This is a genomic window from Oceaniglobus sp. K40-3, assembly GCF_055808395.1.
In genome coordinates this window covers 1435688-1460127 of the sequence record NZ_CM147868.1, presented here as the reverse complement: position 1 = coordinate 1460127, position 24440 = coordinate 1435688, and the positions used below count along the sequence as shown (strand labels likewise).

General features: G+C 60.0%; 24 protein-coding genes and 1 pseudogene. 14 read left to right on the top strand and 11 right to left on the bottom strand.

Going from position 1 to position 24440, the window contains the following annotated elements; all coding sequences use genetic code 11:
- Positions 1 to 153 precede the first annotated feature (153 nt).
- Genes AC0L7P_RS07525 through AC0L7P_RS07515 form a run of 3 tightly spaced genes read right to left on the bottom strand, consistent with a single transcriptional unit; the run spans position 154 to position 3859 of the window.
- The gene (locus AC0L7P_RS07525) at positions 154 to 2517 is read right to left on the bottom strand and encodes a xanthine dehydrogenase family protein molybdopterin-binding subunit (RefSeq protein ID WP_473435144.1); all 2364 of its coding nucleotides are present in this window, start codon (positions 2515 to 2517) and stop codon (positions 154 to 156) included.
- Positions 2514 to 3002, bottom strand: a complete 489-nt coding sequence (locus tag AC0L7P_RS07520; protein ID WP_473435143.1) for a (2Fe-2S)-binding protein — start codon at positions 3000 to 3002, stop codon at positions 2514 to 2516. The genes AC0L7P_RS07525 and AC0L7P_RS07520 overlap by 4 nt, the downstream gene beginning before the upstream one ends.
- A complete protein-coding gene (locus tag AC0L7P_RS07515; RefSeq protein ID WP_473435142.1) occupies positions 2999 to 3859 on the bottom strand; it encodes an FAD binding domain-containing protein in 861 nt (286 codons plus the stop codon). The genes AC0L7P_RS07520 and AC0L7P_RS07515 overlap by 4 nt, the downstream gene beginning before the upstream one ends.
- Before the next feature lie 150 nt (positions 3860 to 4009).
- On the opposite strand from AC0L7P_RS07515, the gene AC0L7P_RS07510 reads away from it, so the two are divergent.
- Positions 4010 to 4666: a TetR/AcrR family transcriptional regulator gene (locus tag AC0L7P_RS07510; protein ID WP_473435418.1), complete on the top strand. Its 657-nt coding sequence runs from the start codon at positions 4010 to 4012 to the stop codon at positions 4664 to 4666.
- 16 nt (positions 4667 to 4682) lie between these two features.
- On the opposite strand, the gene arsH is transcribed toward AC0L7P_RS07510, so the two are convergent.
- From arsH to AC0L7P_RS07485, 5 genes are read right to left on the bottom strand one after another with little or no spacing between them, the layout of a single operon-like run.
- Positions 4683 to 5393: an arsenical resistance protein ArsH gene (gene arsH, locus AC0L7P_RS07505; RefSeq protein ID WP_473435141.1), complete on the bottom strand. Its 711-nt coding sequence runs from the start codon at positions 5391 to 5393 to the stop codon at positions 4683 to 4685.
- Positions 5386 to 5808 (bottom strand): arsenate reductase (glutaredoxin), encoded by a 423-nt coding sequence (arsC, locus tag AC0L7P_RS07500; protein ID WP_473435140.1) that lies wholly within the window; start codon positions 5806 to 5808, stop codon positions 5386 to 5388. Before arsC ends, arsH begins: the two co-directional genes overlap by 8 nt.
- Positions 5805 to 6872: an ACR3 family arsenite efflux transporter gene (gene arsB / locus AC0L7P_RS07495; protein WP_473435139.1), complete on the bottom strand. Its 1068-nt coding sequence runs from the start codon at positions 6870 to 6872 to the stop codon at positions 5805 to 5807. Before arsB ends, arsC begins: the two co-directional genes overlap by 4 nt.
- Before the next feature lie 23 nt (positions 6873 to 6895).
- Positions 6896 to 7228: an ArsR/SmtB family transcription factor gene (locus AC0L7P_RS07490; protein WP_473435138.1), complete on the bottom strand. Its 333-nt coding sequence runs from the start codon at positions 7226 to 7228 to the stop codon at positions 6896 to 6898.
- Positions 7229 to 7260: 32 nt separating this feature from the next.
- Positions 7261 to 8190, bottom strand: coding sequence for a LysR family transcriptional regulator (locus tag AC0L7P_RS07485; protein ID WP_473435137.1), 930 nt, complete (start codon positions 8188 to 8190; stop codon positions 7261 to 7263).
- Positions 8191 to 8315: 125 nt separating this feature from the next.
- On the opposite strand from AC0L7P_RS07485, the gene AC0L7P_RS07480 reads away from it, so the two are divergent.
- The 13 genes and pseudogenes from AC0L7P_RS07480 (at position 8316) to AC0L7P_RS07420 (ending at position 21286) form a co-directional block, all read left to right on the top strand.
- Entirely contained in the window at positions 8316 to 9662 is a 1347-nt protein-coding gene (locus tag AC0L7P_RS07480) for an ABC transporter substrate-binding protein (protein ID WP_473435136.1), read from the top strand.
- An 89-nt stretch (positions 9663 to 9751) separates the two neighbouring features.
- A complete protein-coding gene (locus AC0L7P_RS07475; RefSeq protein ID WP_473435135.1) occupies positions 9752 to 10630 on the top strand; it encodes a carbohydrate ABC transporter permease in 879 nt (292 codons plus the stop codon).
- Positions 10627 to 11466, top strand: a complete 840-nt coding sequence (locus AC0L7P_RS07470; RefSeq protein WP_473435134.1) for a carbohydrate ABC transporter permease — start codon at positions 10627 to 10629, stop codon at positions 11464 to 11466. Before AC0L7P_RS07475 ends, AC0L7P_RS07470 begins: the two co-directional genes overlap by 4 nt.
- On the top strand, positions 11463 to 12524 hold the full coding sequence (locus AC0L7P_RS07465) for a DUF4432 family protein (RefSeq protein ID WP_473435133.1): 1062 nt from the start codon (positions 11463 to 11465) through the stop codon (positions 12522 to 12524). Before AC0L7P_RS07470 ends, AC0L7P_RS07465 begins: the two co-directional genes overlap by 4 nt.
- A gap of 2 nt (positions 12525 to 12526) precedes the next feature.
- Positions 12527 to 14077: a sulfatase gene (locus tag AC0L7P_RS07460; protein WP_473435132.1), complete on the top strand. Its 1551-nt coding sequence runs from the start codon at positions 12527 to 12529 to the stop codon at positions 14075 to 14077.
- Positions 14058 to 15110 (top strand): ABC transporter ATP-binding protein, encoded by a 1053-nt coding sequence (locus tag AC0L7P_RS07455; protein WP_473435131.1) that lies wholly within the window; start codon positions 14058 to 14060, stop codon positions 15108 to 15110. The genes AC0L7P_RS07460 and AC0L7P_RS07455 overlap by 20 nt, the downstream gene beginning before the upstream one ends.
- A gap of 117 nt (positions 15111 to 15227) precedes the next feature.
- A complete protein-coding gene (locus AC0L7P_RS07450; protein WP_473435130.1) occupies positions 15228 to 16007 on the top strand; it encodes a GntR family transcriptional regulator in 780 nt (259 codons plus the stop codon).
- A 6-nt stretch (positions 16008 to 16013) separates the two neighbouring features.
- Positions 16014 to 17144, top strand: coding sequence for a Gfo/Idh/MocA family protein (locus AC0L7P_RS07445; protein WP_473435129.1), 1131 nt, complete (start codon positions 16014 to 16016; stop codon positions 17142 to 17144).
- 29 nt (positions 17145 to 17173) lie between these two features.
- Positions 17174 to 18400, top strand: a complete 1227-nt coding sequence (gene manD / locus AC0L7P_RS07440) for a D-mannonate dehydratase ManD (protein WP_473435128.1) — start codon at positions 17174 to 17176, stop codon at positions 18398 to 18400.
- A gap of 6 nt (positions 18401 to 18406) precedes the next feature.
- Positions 18407 to 19000, top strand: coding sequence for an aldolase/citrate lyase family protein (locus tag AC0L7P_RS07435; protein ID WP_473435127.1), 594 nt, complete (start codon positions 18407 to 18409; stop codon positions 18998 to 19000).
- Positions 18955 to 19344 (top strand): aldolase/citrate lyase family protein, encoded by a 390-nt coding sequence (locus AC0L7P_RS07430; protein ID WP_473435126.1) that lies wholly within the window; start codon positions 18955 to 18957, stop codon positions 19342 to 19344. Before AC0L7P_RS07435 ends, AC0L7P_RS07430 begins: the two co-directional genes overlap by 46 nt.
- Positions 19345 to 19347: 3 nt before the next feature.
- Positions 19348 to 20802: a xylulokinase gene (locus AC0L7P_RS07425; RefSeq protein ID WP_473435125.1), complete on the top strand. Its 1455-nt coding sequence runs from the start codon at positions 19348 to 19350 to the stop codon at positions 20800 to 20802.
- Positions 20769 to 21286, top strand: a pseudogene (locus AC0L7P_RS07420) (YbaN family protein). The gene AC0L7P_RS07425 and the pseudogene AC0L7P_RS07420 overlap by 34 nt, the downstream one beginning before the upstream one ends.
- Here AC0L7P_RS07420 and AC0L7P_RS07415 read toward each other — a convergent pair.
- From AC0L7P_RS07415 to AC0L7P_RS07405, 3 genes are all read right to left on the bottom strand, one after another.
- Entirely contained in the window at positions 21238 to 22020 is a 783-nt protein-coding gene (locus AC0L7P_RS07415; protein ID WP_473435124.1) for an IclR family transcriptional regulator, read from the bottom strand. The pseudogene AC0L7P_RS07420 and the gene AC0L7P_RS07415 sit on opposite strands and share 49 nt — an antisense overlap.
- Positions 22021 to 22112: 92 nt before the next feature.
- Positions 22113 to 23006, bottom strand: a complete 894-nt coding sequence (locus AC0L7P_RS07410) for a substrate-binding domain-containing protein (RefSeq protein WP_473435123.1) — start codon at positions 23004 to 23006, stop codon at positions 22113 to 22115.
- Positions 23007 to 23127: 121 nt separating this feature from the next.
- Entirely contained in the window at positions 23128 to 24435 is a 1308-nt protein-coding gene (locus AC0L7P_RS07405) for an ABC transporter permease (protein WP_473435122.1), read from the bottom strand.
- Positions 24436 to 24440 lie beyond the last annotated feature (5 nt).

Here is a 24440-nt window from a genome sequence, read left to right as displayed (position 1 = left end):
CGCTTCTTCTCCTCCACTATTTGTTCATGTCAGCATCGAATGCCGTTTTCTGGCGCGCCCTTCTGTGGGGCATCTTGTATGTCGCTTCGCTGGGCGGCTCAGGGCGATTGCAGCCCGGGCAATCGGGGCTTGGCCCCTTTTGATGTACACCCGTCAAACATGCCCAAGCGCCTTGAGAATGCGCAGCGGTGTCATCGGAATTTGGGTAATGCGCGCCCCCGCCGGGCGCATGGCATCGTTGACCGCATTCATCACCGCGGCCCCGGCGGCGGCGGTGCCCGCCTCGCCCACGCCCTTTGCGCCCAAAATCGTATCCATGGTCGGGGTTTGCACATGTTCAATGATGATATCGGGCATCTCACAGGCCATCGGCACCAGATAATCCGCAAGAGATGCGTTCATCATCTGGCCGTCATCGTCGTACAGGCATTCCTCGAACAGCGCGGCCCCAAGCCCCTGAACCACGCCGCCCCGGATCTGTTCTTCGACCAGCAAGGGGTTGATCATGCGGCCACAATCCTCGACCACCCAATGGCGCAACAAACGGATCACCCCGGTTTCAAGGTCAACTTCCACATGGCTGGCCTGAATGCCGTTGGTAAAGGCAAAGGGGTATCCGTCGGGCGCGTAATGTTGGGCCGCCGTCAGGGAATTATCGGTGCCGGGGGGCAATGTATCGGGGCGATAAGTGGCGATGCGGCCGATTTCGGCCAGCGTGATCCGTTCCTGCCCCGTGTCGGCATCCACAACCAACCCGTTCGCCAGAGCCAGTGTCGCGGCATCAGCCTGCAAGATCTGCCCCGCCAGCGCGAGGATTTGCCCTTGCAGCTTTCGCCCCGCGCGCAGTGCCGTTTCGCCGCCAATGCCGGCCCCGCGGCTGGCCCAGGTTGCGCCACCGCTGGGCGTGGTTTCTGTATCGCCCGTCACCACCGACACCTGATCCGGCGTCACGCCCAACTGATCGGCAACGATCTGGGCGACGATGGTTTCCGTGCCCTGCCCCAGTTCGTTGATCGAAATCGCGCAAGTCACATCTCCCGAGGGGGTCAGCCTGACAACCGCCCCGTCCTGCGATGAAATCCGCGCCCCGCCGATGCCGTAAAACGCCGCCCCCGGATTGGTAATTTCGGCAAAGGGCGCAATTCCGATCCCGCGAAAAACACCCTTTTCGCGAAGTGCCGCCTGTTCGGTGCGCAGATCGTCATAACCCATCAGGCCGTGCATTTGCGCGAGACAGGCATCATGGGACAGTTTTTCAAACTGAAACCCGGTGGCTGACGTGCACGGATAGGCATCATCCGGCACCAGATTGCGCGCGCGCATCTCGAACGGGTCAAGCCCAAGAACCTCTGCGGCGCGGTCGGCCATCACTTCGGTCACGGCACAGGCAATCGGGTGGCCCACGGCGCGATACTGGCTGGTCTGCACCTTGTTCTGAAACACCACCGACAACCGCCCGCGATAATCGGGCATCCGGTAAGGCGCGCCCATCAGGCGGATCACCTGATTGCCCTCGGCAACGCTGGTGCGCGGATATGTGGAAAACGGCCCGATCTGGGTCATGTCATCGACATCCATGGCAAGGATGGTGCCCTCGCCGTCCAGCGCCATGCGGGCGTGAATGCGGTGATCGCGGGCGTGAATATCCGACAGAAAGGATTCCAGCCGATCCGCGATAAAACGCACCGGACGCCCCAGATGGATGCTGGCGGCCACCACCGCCATTTCTTCGTTATAGACGTGCAATTTCATCCCGAAAGACCCGCCAACGTCGGGCGCCGCCACCCGGACCTTGCCTTCGGGGATACCGAAATGGCGGGCATAAATATCCTGAAACTGATAGGGGGTCTGCGTGCCGTGATGCACGGTCAACTGCCCGTCCGAACTGTCATAATCCGCGATGATCGAGCGCGGCTCAAGCGACACCGCCGTGTGGCGGCCAAAGATGAAATCATCCTCGATCACATGGGCGGCCCGCGCAAAGGCATCTTCGACCCCCGGCGTTTCCAGAACCGTGCGATAGCACAGGTTGCTGTCCAGCCCGTCAGCGGCCAGCGGTGCATCCTCCAGCAACGCGTCATCGCCATCGACAACCGCCTGATCCTCATCAATGTCGAGCATCACCAGCTCGCAGGCGTCCTCGGCCTCGGCCCGGCTGCGCGCCAGGATCATCACCACGGGATGCCCGGCCCACAAAACCTGACCATCGGCCAGCATGTTCTGCGGCGTGCTTTTCATCCGCTCAAAATGTTTCAAGCTGCCGGTCCAGGGGGCACAGACATGGTTCAGGGTTTCGGCGGTAAAAACCCGCACAACCCCCGCCGCGCTTTCGGCCTCTTGCAGGTCAAGGCCAATGATGCGCCCCTTTGCCATCGGGCTGCGCACAAACGCGGCGTGCAGCATCCGGGGCAGCACCAGATCGCCCACGAAACGCCCGCGCCCCGCCAGATGGCGCAGGGCGGTCTTGCGCCGGTGGGATTGCCCGATATGGCTGGTGTCGGGGGCGGCATCGTTCATTGTGGCACCTCCTGCCCGCCGGATCGCTGCACCGCAGTGGCCTGAATGGCGTCAACGATGGCCTCGTACCCGGTGCAGCGGCAATAATTCCCCGACAGGGCATCGCGGATTTCATCCCGGGTGGGGGCTGCGTTGGTTTCAAGCAAGGCATGGGCGTTCATCAACATGCCGCTGGTGCAATACCCGCATTGCAGCGCGTTGCGGTCGTGAAACCTGTCTTGCAGATCGGCAATCGCGCCGCGCTCGGCCAGGCCTTCGATGGTTTCGACGGTGTGCCCTGAAACCTGCACCGCCAGCACCAGACAGGCATGGGCCGGTTTGCCGTCAAGCAGCACCAGACAGGCCCCGCAAGCGCCCATTTCGCAGCCCAGATGGGTGCCGGTCAGGCGCAGCCGGTCACGCAGGAAATCCGCAAGGCTGGTGCGCGGCTCGACGAATTCGCGCACCTCCTCATTGTTGACTACCGTGCGAACCTCGACCGTCATGCTGATGCCTCCAGTTTGGCAAGGATGCGGCCAAGCAGGACGCGCGCCAGATGCAACCGCGCGCTGGCCGGAAATTGCGGATCATCGGGCGGATCAAGATCATCACTCAGGGCGTCTTGCGCCGCTGCGATCCGCTCTGCGGTGATCGCGCCGCCCCGCAACGCATCTGCGGCCTGCAAGGCGGGTGTTGGCCGATCCCCGACCGAAAAAAGCGCGATGCTGATGTCCTCGATCACGCCAGCGGGTGCCACGGCCTGAACCGCCGCCCCGACCATGGCATAATCGCCCCGCCGCCGCGCAATTTCATCAAAGCCGATAATCTGGCCCTCCCGCACCGGCGGCACATAGATTGCGCGCAGGATTTCACCGGGGGCCATTGCCGTTTCATAAAGGCCCAGAAAAAACGCATCTGCCGGGATACGGCGCGCGCCCTTTGCGCCGACGACCTCCAATTCGGCCCCCAAAGCCACCGCAACCGCCGGAAATTCAGAGGCCGGATCAGCCAACGACAGGCTGCCGCCGATTGTGCCGCGATTGCGAATTGCCGGATGGGCCACATGGGGCGCCGCCGCCGCGAACAAGGCCGCATGTTGCGCGATCAACGGGTCTGAAATGGCCTCGGCGTGGCGCGTCATCGCCCCGATCCGCAACCATCCATCCTCAAGATAAACCCCTGACAATTCGGAAATACCGGAAATATCAATCAACTGCGCCGGTGCCTGAAGCCGCAGCGCCAAAGACGGCACCACAGAATGCCCGCCCGCCAGATACACGGCGTCATCGTTCATCGCGTCATAGGCCGACAGGGCCTCTGCCACGGAATCCACGCGGATATAATCAAACGCCGGTGATTTCATTTCCCCTCCCAAATGCGATCTCCCCACCGCATTTGTAACCACTTGTTCATTTTTGGTAGGCCCCATTTTTTCATCGGTCAAGGAAAAAGTGACCACTTGGTAATTTATCCCCAGCCTGCTAGATCGACGTGGCACGAGAGAGTGAGCCTGATGCAAGATCCGACAACAGACCAACCCATCCAGACGCCGCGCCGCCGAAACATGCGGGCAAAAGACCGCGAGGCGCAGATTTTGTCAGAGGCGGTCAGGTTTTTTGCAGAATGCGGATTTGAGGGGCAGACACGCGAACTTGCCAAACGCATGGGCATATCGCACGCTGTGATTTACCGCCATTTCGAAAGCAAGGACGCGTTGATCGAGCGGGTCTATGATCATATCTATGTCAAACGCTGGAACCCCGCATGGGAGCCTTTGGTGCTGGACCGAAGCCGCAGTCTCAAGGATCGGCTGACGCAGTTTTATCTGGAATACGCCGAACGGGTGTTCGATTATGACTGGGTCAGGATATTCGTGTCGTCCGGCCTTAAATCCTATGGGCTGAGCCAGCGGTATCTGGATCTCATCAATGAAAAACTGATCTGCCCGGCTGCGCGAGAATTACGTTTCGAACGCAATGAGAGCGACCTTGACCGGCCATTAACCCTGGAAGAAACCGAGCTGTTCTGGGGCCTGCACGGCAGTATCTTCTATATTGCGATCAGGAAATTCGTTTATAACGTCGTGGTCGATATTGATGTAAACGTCGCGGTCACAAACACGGTCAGCACGTTTTTCGATGGTGTTTCGTCAGGGCGCAAAACACCCTGACGCGCAACGCCCCTTTTCAAATCGCTTTCTGATTGACCCGCCTTGACAGTTCGGCGGCGCTTTCCTTGCGTTCGCTGTAACGGTCAAGCAAGTAATCCTTGGCGTCACGGGTCAGGATGGTGAATTTCATCAATTCCTCCATGACATCGACCATCCTGTCGTAAAACGGCGAGGGTTTCATCCGCCCTGCCTCGTCAAACTCCAGAAATGCCTTTGGGGTCGAGGATTGGTTGGGAATGGTCAGCAGGCGCATCCAGCGGCCAAGGATACGCAGTTGATTGACGGCGTTGAAACTTTGCGACCCACCACTGACCTGCATGACGGCCAGGGTTTTGCCCTGGGTCGGGCGCACCCCGCCCAGCGACAGCGGCATCCAATCCACTTGCGTTTTCATGATCCCCGTCATCGCGCCGTGCCGTTCAGGCGAACACCACACCATACCTTCGGACCATGTAACCAGATCGCGCAATTCCTGCACCTTGGGGTGATCCGCCTCGGCATCATCGGGCAAAGGCAGGCCAGAGGGGCAATAGGTGCGGGTTTGCGCGCCGAACCGGGTCAGAACACGCGCCGCTTCCTCGGTCATCAGCCGGCTGAACGAACGCGCCCTGAGCGAGCCGTAAAGCAGCAGGATACGCGGCGCATGTGTTGCCCGCGCCGGGGCGAACAACCGGTCGGCGTCGATGGCCCGGAAATGCGCCGTGTCGAGGTTTGGTGCATCAGTCAACTCGGCATCCCTTCGCATCGATCACAAGTGTGCCGTCTTCTTTCGTCATCGGCCCGTGCGGCAAGCGATCAAGAAGATCCAGCACCAACGCGCTCGGACGGCACAACCGCACCCCCTTTGGCGAACAAACGATAGGGCGGTTGACCAGAACGGGGTGTTCCAGCATCGCGGCAAGCAGGGTCTCATCATCCACCGCCGGGTCAAGCAGGCCCAGATCCTGCGCGGGGGATTTTGTCGTGCGCAGGGCCGTGTGGGGCGTCAGCCCGGCGGCGGCGAACAGTGCCAAAAGCTGTGGCCGCGTCCAGCCGGTTTGCAGATAGTCGATGATCGTCGGCGTCGCCCCCGAGGCTTGGATGATCGCCAGAACATTGCGTGACGTGCCGCAGGCAGGATTGTGGTGGATGACAATGCTCATGATGTGCCTTTCCCGGCTGGAAACCAATGTTGTGTCCGGTTGGCAAAGGCGACAAGGGACAGCATGACCGGCACCTCGACCAGCACCCCGACAACCGTGGCCAGCGCGGCGCCCGAGCCAAGGCCAAACAGGCTGATTGCGACGGCAACCGCCAGTTCAAAGAAATTGGAGGTTCCGATCATGGCGCAGGGGGCCGCGACGTTGAACGGAATGCCCCATGCCCGCGCCGCGCCGTAAGCCAGAAAAAAGATGCCATAGGATTGGATCAGCAGCGGAACGGCAATCAGCGCGATCACCAGCGGGCGGTTGAAAATCACCTCGCCCTGAAACCCGAACAACAGCACCACCGTCACCAGCAGCCCGATGATGGAAAACGGCTGCACCCGCGCCTTGAACCCATCCACCGCCGCCTCGCCGCCGTTGCGCACAAGGCGCTGGCGGGTCAGATACCCGGCCAGAAGCGGCAGCATCACATAAAGCCCGACCGACAACAGCAGCGTATCCCACGGCACGACAATATCGGTCACGCCCAGCAGAAATGCCACGATGGGCGCAAAGGCAAAGACCATGACAACATCATTCACGCTGACCTGCACCAGCGTATAGGTGGCATCGCCACGCGTCAGGTTTGACCAGACAAACACCATCGCCGTGCAAGGAGCCGCACCCAGCAGGATCACCCCGGCCAGATACGCCTGGGCATCATCCGGCGGAATGAACCCGGCGAAAACGTGGTTAAAGAACAACACGCCAAGCGCCGCCATGGTAAAGGGTTTGATCAGCCAGTTGACCACCAGCGTCACAACCAACCCTTTCGGTTTATCCCCCGCCTGCCGCAGGGCGCCAAAATCGACACCCACCATCATCGGATAAACCATCGCCCAAATCAGCACCGCCACCGGCAGGTTGACCGAAGCGATCTCAAGCGATGCAAGCGCCGCGAAAAGGCCGGGAAACAGATTGCCGAGCAAAAAACCGCCCCCGATGGCAAGCGCCACCCAGACAGACAGCCAGCGTTCAAAAAGCCCCAGACCCGCCGCAGCGGGACGCGATGTATCAGTCATGGTTCACTTTCGGAATTTGAAGGTTAGCAGGCGCAGGCGATTTCGTTGATGACAGGCTGGCACAGGTCCGGTTGCCCGCCACAGCAGTCCTCCATCAGAAAGGCCAACAGGCCGCGCATCCCGTCCATATCGGCGAAATAGCGGATACTGCGGCCCTGCCGTGTGCTGCGGATCAGGCCAGAGCGGGCGAGAATTGACAGGTTCGCCGACATGGTGTTCTGGCGGACCCCAAGCGTTTCCCCAATGTCGCCCGCCGACATGCCCGCCGCGCCCGCCTTGACCAGCAGGCGGAACACGTCAAGCCGGGTCGGCTGACTGAGGGCGGCAAAGGCTTCGAGGGCGCGATTCTTATCCATATATCCAGAGATATGGATTTATAGGGAGATCGTCAAACGGATAATTGCGGGCCACCCGGCAGGTTGGAGCGCGCCGCGGTAATCCGGTCGGTCAGCCGTGTGATGAACGTTTCAACCAGCGGGCTGGACATGGCATTCCGCCGCCGCACGATCCCGACCTTTCGTTCAAAATCAAAGCCTTTCAGATAGAACCGCCCAAAGCCCTGAAATTCCGGAAGCTGGATATTGGTAGAGGGCGTCACCCCGAAAAACTGTGTGCCGGACAGGAAACGCCGCAATATCTGTTCGGCATTCGTTGTGATCTTTACCCGGGGCGGAACCTGTTTGTTGCTGACAAAATACGCATCCAACGCCCGGCGGGCGGGTTCCTCCAGACTTGGAAAGATCCACTCATAGGTGGCCAGTTCGGCGGGGCCGACGCTTTTGCCCTCAAACGGGTGATCGGGTGAACACAGACCGATGAAACGGTCAGTGTAAAGGATCTGCACGTCAAACGACGTGTCATCGAACTCATCGTTGGCCATGCCGATATAAAAATCGATCCGGTCACCCAACAGCGCCTGACGCAGGTTGTGGGCATGGTCGGTCAGCACGGTGAACTGCACATCGGGGAACTGTCGGTCAAAATCGTGCATCATCTCCGAGGCGACCCCGACAAACGAAGACCCGGTTCCGACCGCGATCCGCCCTGACGAACCGGCGGCGATTGTCGCGATTTCGGCCCGGCTTTCCGCGACATTAAACAGAATACGCCGGGCGTGCGGTTCAAGGGTCAGGGCGAATCCGGTCGGCCGCACCCCGCGCGGCAACCGCTTGAACAGTGGAACCTTGTAATAGTTTTCGATCGAAATGATGCTTTTGCTTAACGCTGGCTGGCTGATATTCAGCTCTTTCGAGGCGCCAAGCAGGCTTCCGTTTTCGAGAACGGCAATGAAGTGCCGAAATTGTCGGATATTTATCAATGGCTTCACCCAAGCAGGATTCTGGCCTCGGATCATAGTCGGAAAGGTTATATAAACCAAAGGAAAAGAAGCTTGTTGTTGTAGTTATCGCAGATGACTATGGCGCAGCTTTTAGGGAGGGCATCATGAAAGTATTTCCAACAATCTGCCGTTCGGCAGCGGTGTCGGTGACGGCGGCGCTTTATGTTTCAACCGCATCCTTCGCCAATGCGCAGGATCTTGCACCCATCAACATCGTCATCAACCAGTCACCGTGGCTGCAAGGGTTTGCCAATCTCGTCGATCTGTATGAATCCGAAACCGGCAATGAGGTTACGCTTGACGTGAACCCCTATGCCGGGAGCCTTGAAAAACAGCGCAATGCCGTGCGTTCGGAAAAGAGCGAATATGACATCCTGATCGTCAACGGCATCTTTTACCCCGAGATGTATCACGGCGGTTTCCTTGAGCCGCTCAAGAACATTGACCCGGATTTCAAGCTGGACCCGCAGATTTACACCTATGATGATACCGTCTGTTTCGATGCAAAAACCAAGACGGTGAACTGCGAAACCGGCGATCTTCTGACTGTACCGGTCAACCCGAACATCACGCTGATGTTCTATCGCAAGGATCTGTACGAAGAAAACGGGCTGAGCATCCCAGAAACATGGGACGATCTGCTGGCCAATGCCAAGGCCCTGCACAACCCGCCCGAAATGATCGGCATGATGCAACGCGCGGCACGGGGCGCGATTTCGATCACCTGGGATTACTGGCCCTATCTGATCAGCAACGGCGGGTCGCTGTTTCGTGACGAAGGAAACGGCGATTTCTTCGTGACCATCAACAGCCCCGAGGCCCTGAAGGCGCTTGAAACCTATGTGAAATTTTCCAAGGAAGTCGGCCCCGAAAACCCCGCCAGCATGGATCAGGGCGATCTGATTCAATATCTGGTCACCGGGCGCGCGGCCCACGCGGTGTTGCCCGCAGCGGCGCAATCGCAGATGGATGACCCGAACAAATCCATCGTGGTGGGCAAGATCGGCTATATGACCATTCCCCATGCGCCGGGCTATCCGTCGGCGCCGGCGCTTGGTCACTGGCTGGGCGGTATTCCCAAGAATATCGAACCTGACCACAAAAAGGCGGCGCTGGCCTTTCTTGACTGGTTCCAAAAGCCGGAAACCCAGATCGCCTATGCAGAAATGGGTGGCTCTCCGGTCAGTGCGGCGGCCTATGAATCGGACTTCGCCGAAAAGCCGGAAAACCGCTATATGCTGACCATGCGCACGGCCTCGCCGACCGCACGGCGCCTGTGGACCATCCCGGAAGGCGCTGAAATCGTTGCCGTGCTGGAAGTGGGCCTGAACAGAACCGTTGCCGGTGAAATCACCCCGGTTGACGCGTTGAACGGCATGGCCGCTGACATCGAAAAGATCATGGTCGACGCAGGCTATGACACGGGCCGCCTGCCCGATCTGGCCGACTGATCGCTGCGGACTGGCGGCCATATGCGCCGCCAGTCCCCCCGTGCCTTTGCAGGCCATCATCCAATTTTCCGACTCTGGTGGACACCCCGATGGCAAAACCGAACAACCGAACAACCGCCAAATATCTGTCGCTTCTTCCCGCCCTGTTGTTTCTTGTGGTGCTGTCGGCACTGCCGCTGTTCAACCTTGTCGCGCTCAGCTTTGCCGAGGTGACATGGACGGGCGGACAGGCGCATTGGGCCTGGGTCGGCTTTGAAAACTACGTCAAACTTGCCTCGGATGCCTTGTTCAAGGCGGGGATCGTAAACACCGTTATCCTTGTGATCACCGCGACCACGGCGCAGATTTCCATTGGCCTGATGCTGGCGCTGGCCTGTTCGCGCCTTGGCAAGCGATCGCGCGCTTACCGGACGCTGTTTTTGCTGCCGATCCTCATTCCGGGCATCATCATCGGTGCGATCTGGCGGTTGATGTACAACTCGCAGTTCGGCGTGGTGAATCAGATACTTGATCTTGTGGGGCTGGGGCCGGTGGATTGGCTTGGCTCGTCATCTCTTGCGCTGATGTCGGTCATCATCGTCGATATCTGGCACTGGACACCGTTTTCATTCCTGCTGTTGCTTGCAGCGGTCGAGGCCCTGCCCAAGGATGTATCCGAGGCCGCGCAGATTGACGGGGCCAGCAAATGGAAAGAATTCCGCCGCATATCCCTGCCGCTTTTGTGGCCCGCCATTTTCACGACCTTCGTGTTTCGCGCCATCATCGCCTTCAAGGTGTTTGACGAGGTGTATCTGCTTACCGGGGGCGGGCCGGGCACCTCTACCGAGGTGATCAGTTTCACCATCTATCAGCGGTTCTTCGTTCAGGACAATCCAGGGTACGGGTCGGCCATGTCGGTCACGGTGATCCTTGTCATTGCCACGATCATCGCCGTCGCCATGACCCGCCAAAGGAGCAGAACCCAATGAGCACGCGTCACAAACAACGCCGTTCGGTCGACCGGGTGCTGCTTGGGTTTCTGTTTCTGGCGGCGGTCCTGACCCTTGGCCCGTTCCTCTGGATCGCTCTGGCCTCGCTCAAGACCCAGATCGCGCTGCTGATGGGCACGGTGAAATTCACCCCGGTCACGATGAATTATAACGAGGTCCTGTTCGGCAACACATCGCTGTTTGCGCGCAATTTCCTCAATTCGCTCGTCGTGGCGTCGATCAGCACGCTGATGGCCATGAGCATCGGGTTTCTTGCCGGGTATTCGCTGCTGCGCCTGCGCTGGCCCACCTGGGTCGTGAACCTGTTTTTGCTGTGGGCCGTGGTGTTCAATCTGGTGCCGCCGGTCACTCTGGCGGGGGCATGGTATGAATTGTTCCGCGATGTCGGGCTGGGCAATGATACTGTTGCGCTGATCCTGGCGCACACCACGCTGCACCTGCCCATGTCGCTTTGGCTGTTGTCGTCGTTCCTGCGCGAAATCCCGCGCGAACTGGAAGAGGCGGCATTCATCGACGGGGCGGGGTTTGTCAAAACCCTGTGGCGCGTCGTGATCCCGATCATGATGCCGGGGTTGGTTTCGACCGGGATTCTGGTCTTTATCTTCAGTTGGAACGAATTCCCGGTTGCCCTTGCCCTGACCAACAACACCTCGGCCACGGTGCCCGTGGGCATTGCGAAATTCGCACAGGAAAATGAAATCAAATACACCCAGATGGCCGCCGCGTCGGTGCTGTCGGCCATTCCGGCGCTGCTTGCGCTGTTGTTTGGCCAACGCTTTATCGTCAAGGGCCTGACCGCCGGAGCGGTGAAATGAACGCGCCCACCACCATGCACGCCCTGCGCCAGCAATACGGCGCGTTGCACGCCTATGGCGATATCCGTCTGGTCACCCTGGGCGACGGCGCCGAACGGGGGGTGCGGGTGCTGGAACTGCGCACCGGAGGCGGGCTTGAGGCGGAAATCATCATCGACCGCACGTTCGACATCGGGCGCCTTGCCCTGAACGGGACAACCCTGTCGTGGCACACACCGGCCGGTTATCGCAGCGCGGCCCATATCGACCCGCACAGCGAAGGCGGGCAAGGGTGGCTGACGGGGATGTCCGGGTTTCTGGGCACCTGCGGGTTCGACCACATCCGCCAACCCGAATCCGAACCGGCCCAAAATACCCCCCTGCACCCGACCCAAGACATCGCCTATCCGCTGCATGGCGCCGGGGCGCATCAGCCGGCGAAACTGATCGGCTATGGCATCGACGAATACGGGGAAGAACCGCTGATCTGGTGCGAGGGCGAGATCGTTCAATCCATGATGTTTCGCGGCGCCCTGCGATTGCACCGGCGGATCGAGGCGCCCCTGGGTGGCACCAGTTTCACCATTCACGACCGGGTCACGAATATCGGGCCGACGGCGATGCCAAACATGATGCTGTACCACCTGAACCTTGGGTATCCGATGGTTGATGCCGCGACCGAAGTGTCCCTGGACGCGGCAACCCAGGTCTGGAACGGGTCAGACCATGACCCCTGCGCGCCCATGGGGCCAAACCCCGATCCGGCGGTGTCTGAACTGTCGGTCCACCGGCAGGTTGCAACGAACGGAATGGCAACCTGTCACGTTCACAACCCGCGCAACGGCCTTTGCACACGGGTGTCCTATTCGACCGACACCCTGCCCTATGTGCAGATTCTGCGGGTGCGGGGCAAAGGCTGCACCATGATCGGCATCGAACCCTGCACCACCGCCGCCCGATCCCGGCAGGCCGCCCGTGCCGCCGGTGAATTACCGATACTGAAACCCGGCGACAGTCGCGCCTTCACCGTGACTATCGCACTTGAATCCCTGACGCCCAGCATGGAGGTCACCGCATAACCATGCGTGCAATCTTTGTTCTTTTCGACACGTTGAACCGGCATTTCCTTGAACCTTATGGGTCCGACCTGATGCAAACCCCGAATTTCCGCCGTCTGGCGGAAAAATCGGCCCGGTTCGACAATCACTATGTCGGCAGCCTGCCCTGTATGCCGGCCCGGCGTGATCTTCAGACCGGACGTCTGAATTTCATGCACCGCAGTTGGGGGCCGCTGGAACCCTTCGACACCGTCATGACCGAGGTGATGAAAAAGCAGGGGATCTATAGCCACCTGATCACCGATCACTATCATTACCTTGAGGTGGGTGGCGCTGGCTATCAGAACGCCTTTACCAGTTTCGAATTCCTGCGCGGTCAGGAAGGCGACGGCTGGAAGGCCCATGTCGCCCCCGACCTGAACAGGTATCGCCAGCAATATCACCCCGACCAATACAGCGAGACACCGGGAGAATTGCCGCTGCACTATATGATCAACCGGGATTATATCCGCGACGAGGCGGATTTTTCATCGGTGCAATGTTTCGATCTCGGGTGTGAATTCCTTGCGGTGAACAAGGACGCCGACAATTGGTTCCTGCAAATCGAAACCTTTGACCCGCACGAACCCTTTCACGCGCCCGAACGCTGGCGCGCGCAATTTCCCACGGAGTATGACGGCCCGATCCGCGATTGGCCGCCCTATGCCCGCGTCACCCAGGATGATGCCGAGGCGGCAGAGCTGCGGGCAAATTACATGGCCCTGCTGGCCCATTGCGACGCACAGATGGGCCGGCTGCTGGATCAGATGGATGCGCTGAACCTGTGGGAAGATACGATGCTGGTCGTGTCCACGGATCACGGCTATCTGACCGGCGAACATGATTGGTGGGCCAAGAACAAGATGCCCGCCTATCAGGAAATCGCCCATATCCCTCTGTTCATCCACCACCCCGATCACCCGGATGCGGCAGGCCAGTCGCGCGCCGCCCTCAGCCAGACGCCCGATCTGATGCCCACTTTCCTTGAGGCGTTCGGCTGCGACATTCCTGATGCGGTGCGGGGGAAATCGCTTTTGCCGGTGCTGCGCGATGCAGAGATTCAGAACCACGAAAGCGTCATCTTTGGCTATTTCGGCGGGGCGATCAACGTCACCGACGGACAGCACACTTATTTCCGCTATCCCGAAAACCTGCTGGATCAGACGCTGTATCAATACAGTTTGATCCCAAGCCACATGCGCCAACATTTCATCCGCGAAGAGATGGCGCAGGCCGAAATGATCACCGGCCTGCCCTACGGCGATGGTTATCCGGTCCTGCGCATTCCGGTGATCGAACAATCGCCGTGGTACACTTCGCACGGGCCGGCGGCGATGGCCCCAAGCGACAGCCTGTTGTTTGATGTCGCAACGGACCCGCAACAGGAAACACCACTGGACGATGGCGCGCTTCTGGCCGCCATGACCACAAAACTGACCCGGGAAATGCAGCGTCAGGATGCCCCCCCGAGGCGTTCACGCGGCTTGACCTCAATCCCGATGCGGAGACCACGTAATGGCAAGACTGACCGTTGATACCCTGACGAAATCCTTTGGTTCGGTGCAGGTGCTGCACGGGTTGAACGCCGATATATCCGATGGCGAATTCATCGCCGTTCTGGGCGAAAGCGGCTGTGGAAAATCCACATTCCTGCGCATCATTGCCGGGTTGGAGGATGCAACCGGCGGCGCGATCATGATCGACGGCAAGAACGTCACCGATCAGGGGCCGCGCGACCGCGACATCGCGATGGTGTTTCAATCCTATGCGCTGTACCCGCATATGACGGTCGAGCAAAACATTGATTTTCCGTTGGAATTGATGGGGCTGGACGCGCCGGAACGCAAACGCCGCATTGCCGAAACCGCCGAATTGCTGAACCTGACACCCTATCTGGGCCGCAAACCCAAGGATCTGTCCGGTGGGCAGCGTCAGCGTGTTGCCATGGGCCGGGCCATTGTCCGCGAACCCAAGGTGTTCTTGTTTGACGAACCCCTGTCAAACCTTGACGCGAAATTGCGCGTGCAAATGCGCAGCGAAATCCGCAACCTGCAACAGCGGCTGAACGTCACCGCGATCTATGTCACCCATGATCAGGTCGAGGCGCTGACCATGGCCGACCGGGTGATGTTGTTGAACGGTGGCAGGATCGAACAATTCGCCCCCCCGCTTGATCTCTACGACCGCCCGGCAAGCGTTTTCGTGGCAGGCTTTGTCGGCACCCCGCCGATGAACCTTGTGGATGCCCGGATGAAGGCCGGTGCCGGGATTGCCGCGCTGGACACGACATTTCCCTTTGCCGCTGAATCGACCCGGGATGTGACCCTTGGGTTTCGCCCCGAACACATCAGAATCGTAAATGCGAATGATGCCCATTTCAGCGGCACATTGGAATCAACCGAAAACACCGGCGACCGGCTCAACCTTGTGCTGAGGGTCGCAGGACAAGAGGTGCGCGTCAGCCTGAACGAACGCCACCACCTGACGGTCGGGGATATTGTCCCGTGCCGGGTCATGGACAACCATATCCATCTGTTTGATCGCACCACCGGCGAAAGGATCAACTGACCCGGCAACCCGACTGCGGTATTTACAGCGCCACCCAACTGACATATCAGATAGAACATTATAGATGGTAGTTTTAATAACTGCCATATCTTCTATGTCTCTTGGATGGAATCAGCGTTGCGCGAACATTTGTCACAGACGGTCAGGCGGCAACCGACGCAGTCACCTGTTGCGCAATTGCTTGGTGATTTTCGCCTGAACGCCGACGCGAACATCACGTTTCAGGTGTTCGACATTCTCAGGGGCCTCATCGTTTCGGTAAAGCTGCGGCCGGGGCAACGGCTGTCCGAGAAAGAAATCGCCTCGGCACTCTGTGCCAGCAAAACCCCCGTGCGCGAGGCATTGATCCGCCTTGATGAGGTAAAGCTGGTCAAGATCGTTCCCCAAAGCGGAACCTATGTGACCAAAATCTCGGTCAGCCGCTATACCACGGCCTGTTTCATCCGGTTGCAACTGGAACTTGGCGCGGTGCGCGGTGCCGCATCCCTGCCCGACCCAAGATACCGGGTTGAGGATCTGGACGATATTCTTGCACAGCAGTCCGACGCATTGGCCCGGGATGATTACGCCGCGTTCTTCAACTTGGACGAGGCCTTCCACCACCAGATTTTCGTTCTTGCCGGCTATGGCGATGCCTGGACAACGGCACGGCGCACGCAATTCGATCTTAACCGGGCGCGCCACGTCCGGATAATGCACCGCATCCTGCGCGGGCCAGAGGTGCTTGCGGAACACACCGCCATCGTCGAGGCGATCCGCGCCCGCGACAGCGACCGCGCAGAAGCGGCGCTGCGGGCGCACATCGGCGATCTGGATCGCCAGATCAGCGTGCTTTTCACCGACGACCGCCTGCACGGACTTATCGAACTGCCAAGCGCCATGAACACCGGGACATAGGATAGAATGTTGAACGTCTTGATTCACGGAACCGGATTCGCCGGACAGGGCCACGCCGACGCCTTTCGCGGGGCTGGCGCCAGGGTTGTCGGTATCGTCGGCCGAACACCCGGCGTTGTCAGCGACGTGGCGGCCAAAATGGGAATTCCCTATTGCGGCACCGACTGGCAAGAGGCCCTGAACACCTGCCAGCCCGATATCGTTTCCATTGCAACACCCGGTGGTGCGCATTTCGAACCGATTCAACAGGCCATTGATTTTGGTTGCCATGTCTTTTGCGACAAACCGATGACCCAAAGCGGTGAAACCGCGCGCGCCCTGTTTGAACAAGCGCAGCAAAAAGGCGTCAAGACCGCCTATGCCGCCAGCTTTCGCTATGCGCCAAGCGTTCGTCACGCCAGACAATTAATTGCGGATGGTGCCATCGGCGAACCGACCGAGGTTGAGTGCATTTCGCATTTCAACCTGGAGCGTGAGATCCCGTTTGGATGGTCCCACCGCAAGGCAGACGGCGGCGGGCGCCTGAACAACAATTTCACCCATACCCTGTCGATTGTCACTGCGGTGATCGGTGAAAACATCCTGTCAGTCATGGGCGAGGTGCGCGACGATCTGGGCCGCGCGCCCATCGTCGACGGCGTGCATAATTTCACAACCCGGCGCGATTTCATTCCCGCAGACCTGAACGATCCCGCCCTTGAATGGGGCCAAAGCGATGTCGAATGGTCCTATACCGTGCTTGCCCAGATCCAAGGCACCCTTGCCGCCAAACCGGTATCGGTGCTGTTCAAGCATGGCGGTCTGGTGCCGCGTTTTCACGACGACCACATTGTGTTTTACGGCACCAAAGGCGCGATCCATCTTAACGGCCATTACGGCAGCGGGCAGTTGTCTTTGTGGGGCGCGGACAAGGCGTGGAACGCCGTGCCATTGCCACACGCCATTGCCGCCACGGTGGCCGATGTGAAAGGCGAAACCGAACAATGCTGGCACTATCTGGCGCAGGAATTCGTCAGGGATATCTGCGGCGAACCGGTTGACCCCTACCCGACCTTCCGCGAAGGCAGCCAATATCAGCAGCTTATCGACGTGATCCGCCAGAACGGCAACTGGACAGATGTGACCCATCTGGCCTGAGCCATCCCCCACGACCGGAGACCCGCACCATGAAGATCACCGATGCAAAAGTGTTCGTCGGCGGCCCCGCCAAAAACTATGTCACCCTGAAAATCATGACCGATCAGGGCGTGTACGGGCTGGGCGATGCGACCCTGAACAACCGCGAAACCCTGCCCGCGACATATCTGCGGGATTACCTGATCCCGAACCTGATCGGGATGGACCCGCGCAACAGCGAAGACATCTGGCAGTTCTTCTATCGCGGTGCCTATTTCCGGCGCGGACCGATTGCCATGGCCGCCATCGGGGCCATCGACATGGCCCTGTGGGATATCAAGGGCAAGCTGGCGAATATGCCCCTGTATCAACTGTTCGGCGGCAAAAGCCGTGAGGGGGCGCTGGTTTATGCCCATGCCACCGGCGCCGATCTGGAAGACCTGATGGATTCCATTTCCCACTACATCGCGCAGGGCTATCAGGCGGTGCGCGTCCAATGCGGCATTCCGGGCATGCCCACGGCCAGTTATGCGGTGCCGCAAACCAAGGGCGACGGCAAACATTACATCAGCGATTTCAGCGGCATCCGTCCCAAGGTCGAGGTATGGGATACCGAACGCTACATGCGCTATATGCCCGGGGCGCTGGCCGAAATCCGCGCCCGGTTTGGCCCGGACATCAAGATACTGCACGACGTGCACCACCGCCTGCTGCCCCGCGAAGCCGCCGAATTTGCCAAAGCGGTAGAGCCGGCCCGCCTGTTCTGGCTTGAGGATCCGACCCCGGCAGAAGATCAGGATGCCCTGCGATTGCTGCGTCAGCATTCGACGGTGCCGGTTGCCATTGGCGAAGTGTTCAATTCGATCTGGGATTGCAACAAGCTGATCGAAAACGAGCTGATTGATTTCATCCGCGTTGCCGTCACCTATGCGGGCGGGATCACCCCCGTCAAACGCATTGTTGATCTTGCCGCCCTGCATCACGTGCGCATTGGTTTTCATGGCGCCCCCAGCCATTCGCCCCTGTGCATGGCGGCGCAGGCGCATTTCAACGCATGGGCGCCCAATTTCGGCATTCAGGAATATCTGGTGCTTGGCACCCCCGCCTGTGACGCGCTGTTCCCTTCGGATCACCGCATGGAAAACGGCATGATGTACGTCAGCGACGCCCCCGGACTTGGCGTGGATTTCGATGAAAAAGAGGCCGCACAGTACAGTTACAGCCCCGGAAGCCACCCGGTTGTCCGCCTTGAAGATGGCACGCTCTGGAATTACTGAGCCTTTGTGAAAACGCCCGGGGTTTCCCTGCGGATGATGCCGGGCAGGCCGACGGTGGCATTTGCGGATGGGTTTCTTTTGGAACATCCCATGCTGGCCCTTGCGTTTCACGCAGGGTATCCCCGTATCCAGTCCGACCCGGTGAAAGTGGAATTGATGACGATATCTTGCCCATGGATGAAGCCCGCCCTTGCCTCTGGCGCCGTCTTGCGGGGCCTTATGGTTTCGGAACTGAAAACGCCATTCCTGGGCGCAATTCTGGATTCCGCCGGAATGGATTTCGCGATACTGGATCAGGAACACGGAAGCTATGGCCCGGACATTCTGGCCGCGCTGCTGGCAGGTTTTCGCAACGGGCGGTGTCAGACAATCGTGCGGGTGGCGGACATTCGGCGCGATGCCTTTCTGACCCCGCTTGAACTGGGCGCTGCCGGTGTTCTTGTGCCGCGCGTGGAAACCGCGGATCAGGCACGGGCCATTGTCGATTTTTGCCGCTATCCCCCGTCCGGGTCACGGGGGTCAGCATGTCGCGGGCGCACACAGGATTCACCCGCGTGGCCGCCGCAGAATATCTGCCACAAGCGAACGCCGACATCCTGATCGGTGTCCAGATCGAAACCGCTGCGGCGCTTGGCGCCCTTGATGAAATCCTTTCGGTCGATGGCATTGATATGGCGTTCATCGGCCCCTCTGATCTCAGCGTGTCCTGTGGAATATCACCCAAGCTCACATCGCCAGAGATGGCCGCCCTGATTGATGCGATTCTGGCCGCCTGCACGCGGCACGGCAAAATCGGCGCGCTCCAGACAACCGATTGGGAAGCCGCCCTCGCCCTTGTGCCCAAAGGGTTGGGGCTGATTTCCGCGACGACGGACCTTGCCGCGCTTCAGCATGGCATGAATGCCGCTCTCGACGCCCTCAAAACCCTGCCCCGCGCGACCTGAGCCATGGCGCACCGGGACACATTCATCGGTTTTGATCTGGGCACCAGCAGCCTCAAGGCGGTTTTGGCAGATGGCCAGGGTCGGGTGTTGGCCGAGGCATCGGCGCACTATCCCACCCTGCGCCCGCACGCCGGCTGGAGCGAACAAGACCCATCCGAATGGCGCCGCGCCATGGCGGAAACGGTCGCATCCCTGACCGCCCAGGCACCCGGGCCAATGGCCCGCCTTGCCGCTGTCGGTTTTTGTTCCGCCGCCCACTTACCGGTGCTTCTTGATGGTGACGGGGCCGTCATTCGCCCCGCAATTCTGTGGAGCGATCAGCGCAGCATTGATGAGGTCGCCCATCTTCGCGCCAACTTTGGCCCAGCGATACAGCGCGCCACGCTGAACGAACCCTCCTGCACATGGACGCTGCCGCAACTCATGTGGGTCAGCCGGAACGAACCCCGCGCCATGGCGCGGGCGGCGCTGTTGTTGTCGTCCAAGGATTATCTTGTCTATCTGCTGACGGGCCGGCCGCAGATGGACCGGACATCAGCCGTGGCGACCCTGCTGTATGATCTGGGGCGGCACTGCTGGGATCACGAACTTTGCGCGCTTGCCGGGCTTTCCCTTGATGCATTGCCCGAGGTTGTCACCCCCACAACCATCGTTGGCCAGACCGGTGACGGCCCCGCGCATTTTGGTTTGCCCCGGGGCATTCCGGTGGTCAGTGGCGCGCTTGACAGTGCAGCGGAAATTGTGGCTTGCGCGGGGCGCGGGGTTGATCCGCCTGCGGTGATCCGGATCGGATCATCGGCGGCCATCCTTGCCCCCGGTGCGCCGCTGTTCAAACCCGGCGTGCTGAATTATCCCCATGCCATTGGGCCGGGCCATTATTATCAGGCCGGAACCAACGCGGGTGCGGTCGCGCTTCAATGGGTGCGCCACCTTGCCGGAGGGCTGAGCCACGATGAGGTGGATGCCGTGGTACAGGATGTGCCCGCCGGCGCCGATGGTCTGCTGTTTCACCCTTATCTTCAGGGCGAACGCGCGCCCTATTGGAACCCCCATATGCGCGGCACCTTTTCCGGGCTGCACGCGGGCCATGACATGGGGCATTTTGTGCGGGCGGTGATGGAAGGGGTCGCCTTTTCCCTGCGCGACTGCGTGCAACGCCTGGATCTGTCCCTTGCACCGGATGTCACCGCACGTTTGGCCGGTGGTGTGACGCGCGGGCAGGTCTGGCCACAGATCCTCGCGGATGTTCTGGCGCGCCCGCTGGAATGCGTGGATTATGCGGAATCGGCGCTTGGCGCTGCCTTTATCGCCATGCAGGCCTTGGGCGGCGCTGCGGCCCTGCCCCGGGTGGCGGCCCGCGCGACGATCCGGCCCGATCCGGCAAAGGCCGATCTCTATTCAGGCATGTTCTGCCGCTATCAGCGATGGGCAGACTTTATAGCCCGGGAAGCGCAATGAGCCGGCCCTTTATGACCCGCCTGCGTTTTTTGACCGCCGGTCCGGCGATCCGGTTGTTGTGGCTGGTGATCGGCTGGCTGTCGCTTGCGCTTGGTCTTGTCGGAATTATCCTCCCGCTTTTGCCGACAACGCCGTTTGTGATCCTTGCCGCGTTCCTTTTTGCAAAAGCTCGCCCGCCCTCGCCGCGCGATTGGAGCGCAGCCGGACGTTCGGGCCGATCATCGCGAACTGGCGGGCCAGCGGGGCCATTGCCCCGCGTTACAAACTGATGGCGATTGTCATGATGGCCGGTGCTTTCGCGCTCAGCGTGGCGATGTCGCTGTCCGGTACGATACTGATTGTGCAGGCGGTCTGCATGACCGGTGCGGCGGCTTTCATCCTGACCCGCCCGAACAGCGCCCCCGCGAAACCCGGCGCCAACCGCCTGCCCCCTCATCAGGTGGCGCCCAAAGGTGACGGCAACGTAATTGCGATCTTGTCCTGAAGCTGGCGGACCGTTTCCAGCAACGCCCGGGCAATGGCGCCTATGCGGTTGTCCTGGGTATCGGGGCCGAAAATCGGCACCGTCATTGCACCGATGGCGGCCTTGCTGGGCAGATGCAGAACGGGGGCGGCCATTTCCAGAATGGCGTGTATTTCGGGGTTGGGCAGGGTCGCAAAGCCATGGGATTGGCATTCTTTTATGCTGGCCACGAACGCTTGCCGGTCTTTCGGGTCGGCCCCGGCCGCCACGTGGGACAGGGCGTCATCGCCCTGGGCCGACAGCATGCACGCGCCAGCCGCCGTGCCAAACAGCGGGGTCTTGTAGCCCACCAGCACGCTCAGCCCATAGTTTTGCACAGCAGAGGTGCTGGCAATCACCACCAGGCCCTCGTCGCAACCCACAGAAAAATGCGACGAATGCTGGATCTGATCTGACAGACGATCAAGGTAAGGCGTCGCGATCTCGGCCAGTTTGCTGTTGCCCGATCGCACCCCACCAAGCAGCGCCATCCGGTCGGTCAGGCCGAAAATGTCACCGTCAAACCGCTCGATATAGCCGCGCTCTTCCAGCACGATCATCATGCGGAATATTTCACTTTTGGAACGTCCGATCCCGGCGGCAAGCTGGGTCAGGCTGGGTGTCGTGTCGGTCAGCGAAAGAAACTCAAGAATATCCAGCCCTTTTTCAAGCGCGGGCGCAGAATATTTTTGCAGCTTCGTCTGCGGTTCGGACATCAGGACACCATTCATCGGAATGCGCGGGGGAAACACCCCCGCGCAGTTTGCAGCGTATTTGTCAGGAAAGACCGACAAACACCATGCGTTGCCTACTTGAGCCCGTTTTTCATCAGGATTTCATCGGCGTTTTCCGGCGTGATGGCCTCGGTGCCCATGACGACCTCTTTCGGCACATCAGCGCCGCCAAGGTACGCCAGCGCCTGACGCAACCCCTCGGCGCCCGGTGTCGGATAAAGGAACGTGGCGGCCAGTTCGCCATTGGCAACCCAGGTCACGCCTTCGCCGGGCAACCCATCAACCCCAAGAAAGATGATGTCTTTCTCGCGGCCGGCATCCTTGGCGGCAAGATAAGCGCCATAGGCCATCGGATCATTGTGGCCATAAACCAGAGCGATGTCTTCGTAGTTGCGCAAGGCCGTCGACATGATGTCATAGGCCTGATCCTGTTTCCAATCGCCCGACTGACGGTCCAGCAGGAACTTTACCCCTTCTTCACCCTCAAAGGCCGCATGAAACGGGTCCGAACGGTCGAACGTCGCCTGAATGCCAAGCCCGCCGTAGATTTCGACGATGTTGCCTTTCGCATGGCCCTTGCCGCCCAGCAGCTTCAGCGCGTAAGCGCCCGCCGCTTCGCCGATCAGCACGTTGTCACCGCCGACCCATTGCACGAATTTGTCGGTGTCCACGTTGCGGTCAAGCACGAAAACCGGGATGCCCGCATCGGTCGCCTGTTCGACAACCCCGGTCAGGCCCGCCGATTCCTTGGGTGAAATCAGGATGGCGTCGACCTCCTGACGGATGAAGTTTTCAACGTCCGCAACCTGATCTTCGGTGCGGTCGTTGGCGTCGGCCATCAACAGCTCTACGTTGGGATGCAACTCGGCCTCGGCGCGCAGGTCCTTGTTGAACTGCACGCGCCAGGGTTCAACTGTCGTCACCTGCGAAAAGCCGATGACATACTTGTCTTGCGCGAACGCGGGCATCGCCACGCACATGATTGCGGCTCGCCGCAGCGGTGGCAAGTAACCCCTTGCCAAATGTTCTTCGTTTCATAGTTTACTCCCCAGTCGTTATGCGGATCGCTTTATCCGCGTTATGATCGCTCTAACCTTTTCGTTTTCCAGATGAGAGGTTAGAGCCTCCTCCCTTGCCAAACCAGGTCTTGGTCATGGCAAAGATCTCGGTGAACCGACCCTCTTGCAGCATGACAGCCGCAATGATGATGACACCCTTCAGGATCAGTTGTGTGTTGCTGTCGATGTTGTTGAGTTGCAAAATATTGCTCAGGAACCCGAAGATCAGAACGCCGACAAAGGTTCCCATCACGGCCCCCCGCCCGCCCATCAGGCTGGTCCCGCCGATGACCACGGCGGCAATCGCATCCAGCTCCAGCCCGATGCCAGCGTCGGGTTTGCCCTGCCGGAACTGCGCCACATAAAGAACCCCGGCAAGGGCCGACAGCGCGCCAGCGATGGCATAGGTGCTGATCTTGATCCGGGCCACATCAATGCCCGCAAGGCGCGATGCCTCTTCGTTGCCGCCGATCGCCAACAGATAGCTGCCAAAGGTGGTCAGCCGGGTGATCAGCACGAACACTACCAGAAGGCACAGGAAAATCATCCCCGGCATGGGCAGAAAACCCCAAAGCAATTCGCGCAGCACCTCAAAATTCTCGGTGGCGTTGCTGCCCGTATAAACGGGATAAACGGCGGTATCCTGCCCGGCGATCACCCGCGCCAACCCCAACGCGCCAACCATCATTGCAAGGGTCACGATAAAGGGTTGCAGGCGGCCATAGACAATCAGCGCACCGTTGATCGTGCCCATCACGGCCCCGATGCAGGGCACCACCAACAGCACGGCAAGCACGCCGAATTTGGCGTCAACCTGCGCGGCAAGCCAGATCATCGTCACCCCCGCAACAAGCAGGGCCAGCCCGCCCCCCAGCGCAAGCGACGCCTTGCTGTTGCGCCTGTCGGTGCCACCTTTCAGGTTCTTGCTGAAAAACAGAAACGATGCCGCGACGATCACGAACAGGATCGCCCCTGTGGCCGGCACGCCAAATTCGCTGGCCGCGGTCCAGCCTTCCTGGGTCAGCAGCATCGCACAGATCACCGTTCCCAGCGCCATGATCGACCCCACCGACAGATCAATCCCCGCGATAAAGATCACCAGGGTCATGCCGATTGCCACAATCCCCGTCACCGACACCTGACGCAGCACATCCGTAAGATTGCCCAAAGACATGAAGATATTGTTGCCTTTCGATGACAACGGCGACGTAATCGCGCCAAAGGCAATCAGGGCGACAAGCCCCCAATACAGCTTGGTCCGGTTCAGCAGTGATATCAGAAAGCGGCCCGTGCTTTTGGGCGCGGATCTTGGGGTGGGTTTCAGGTCGGTCGTGGTCATGTCAG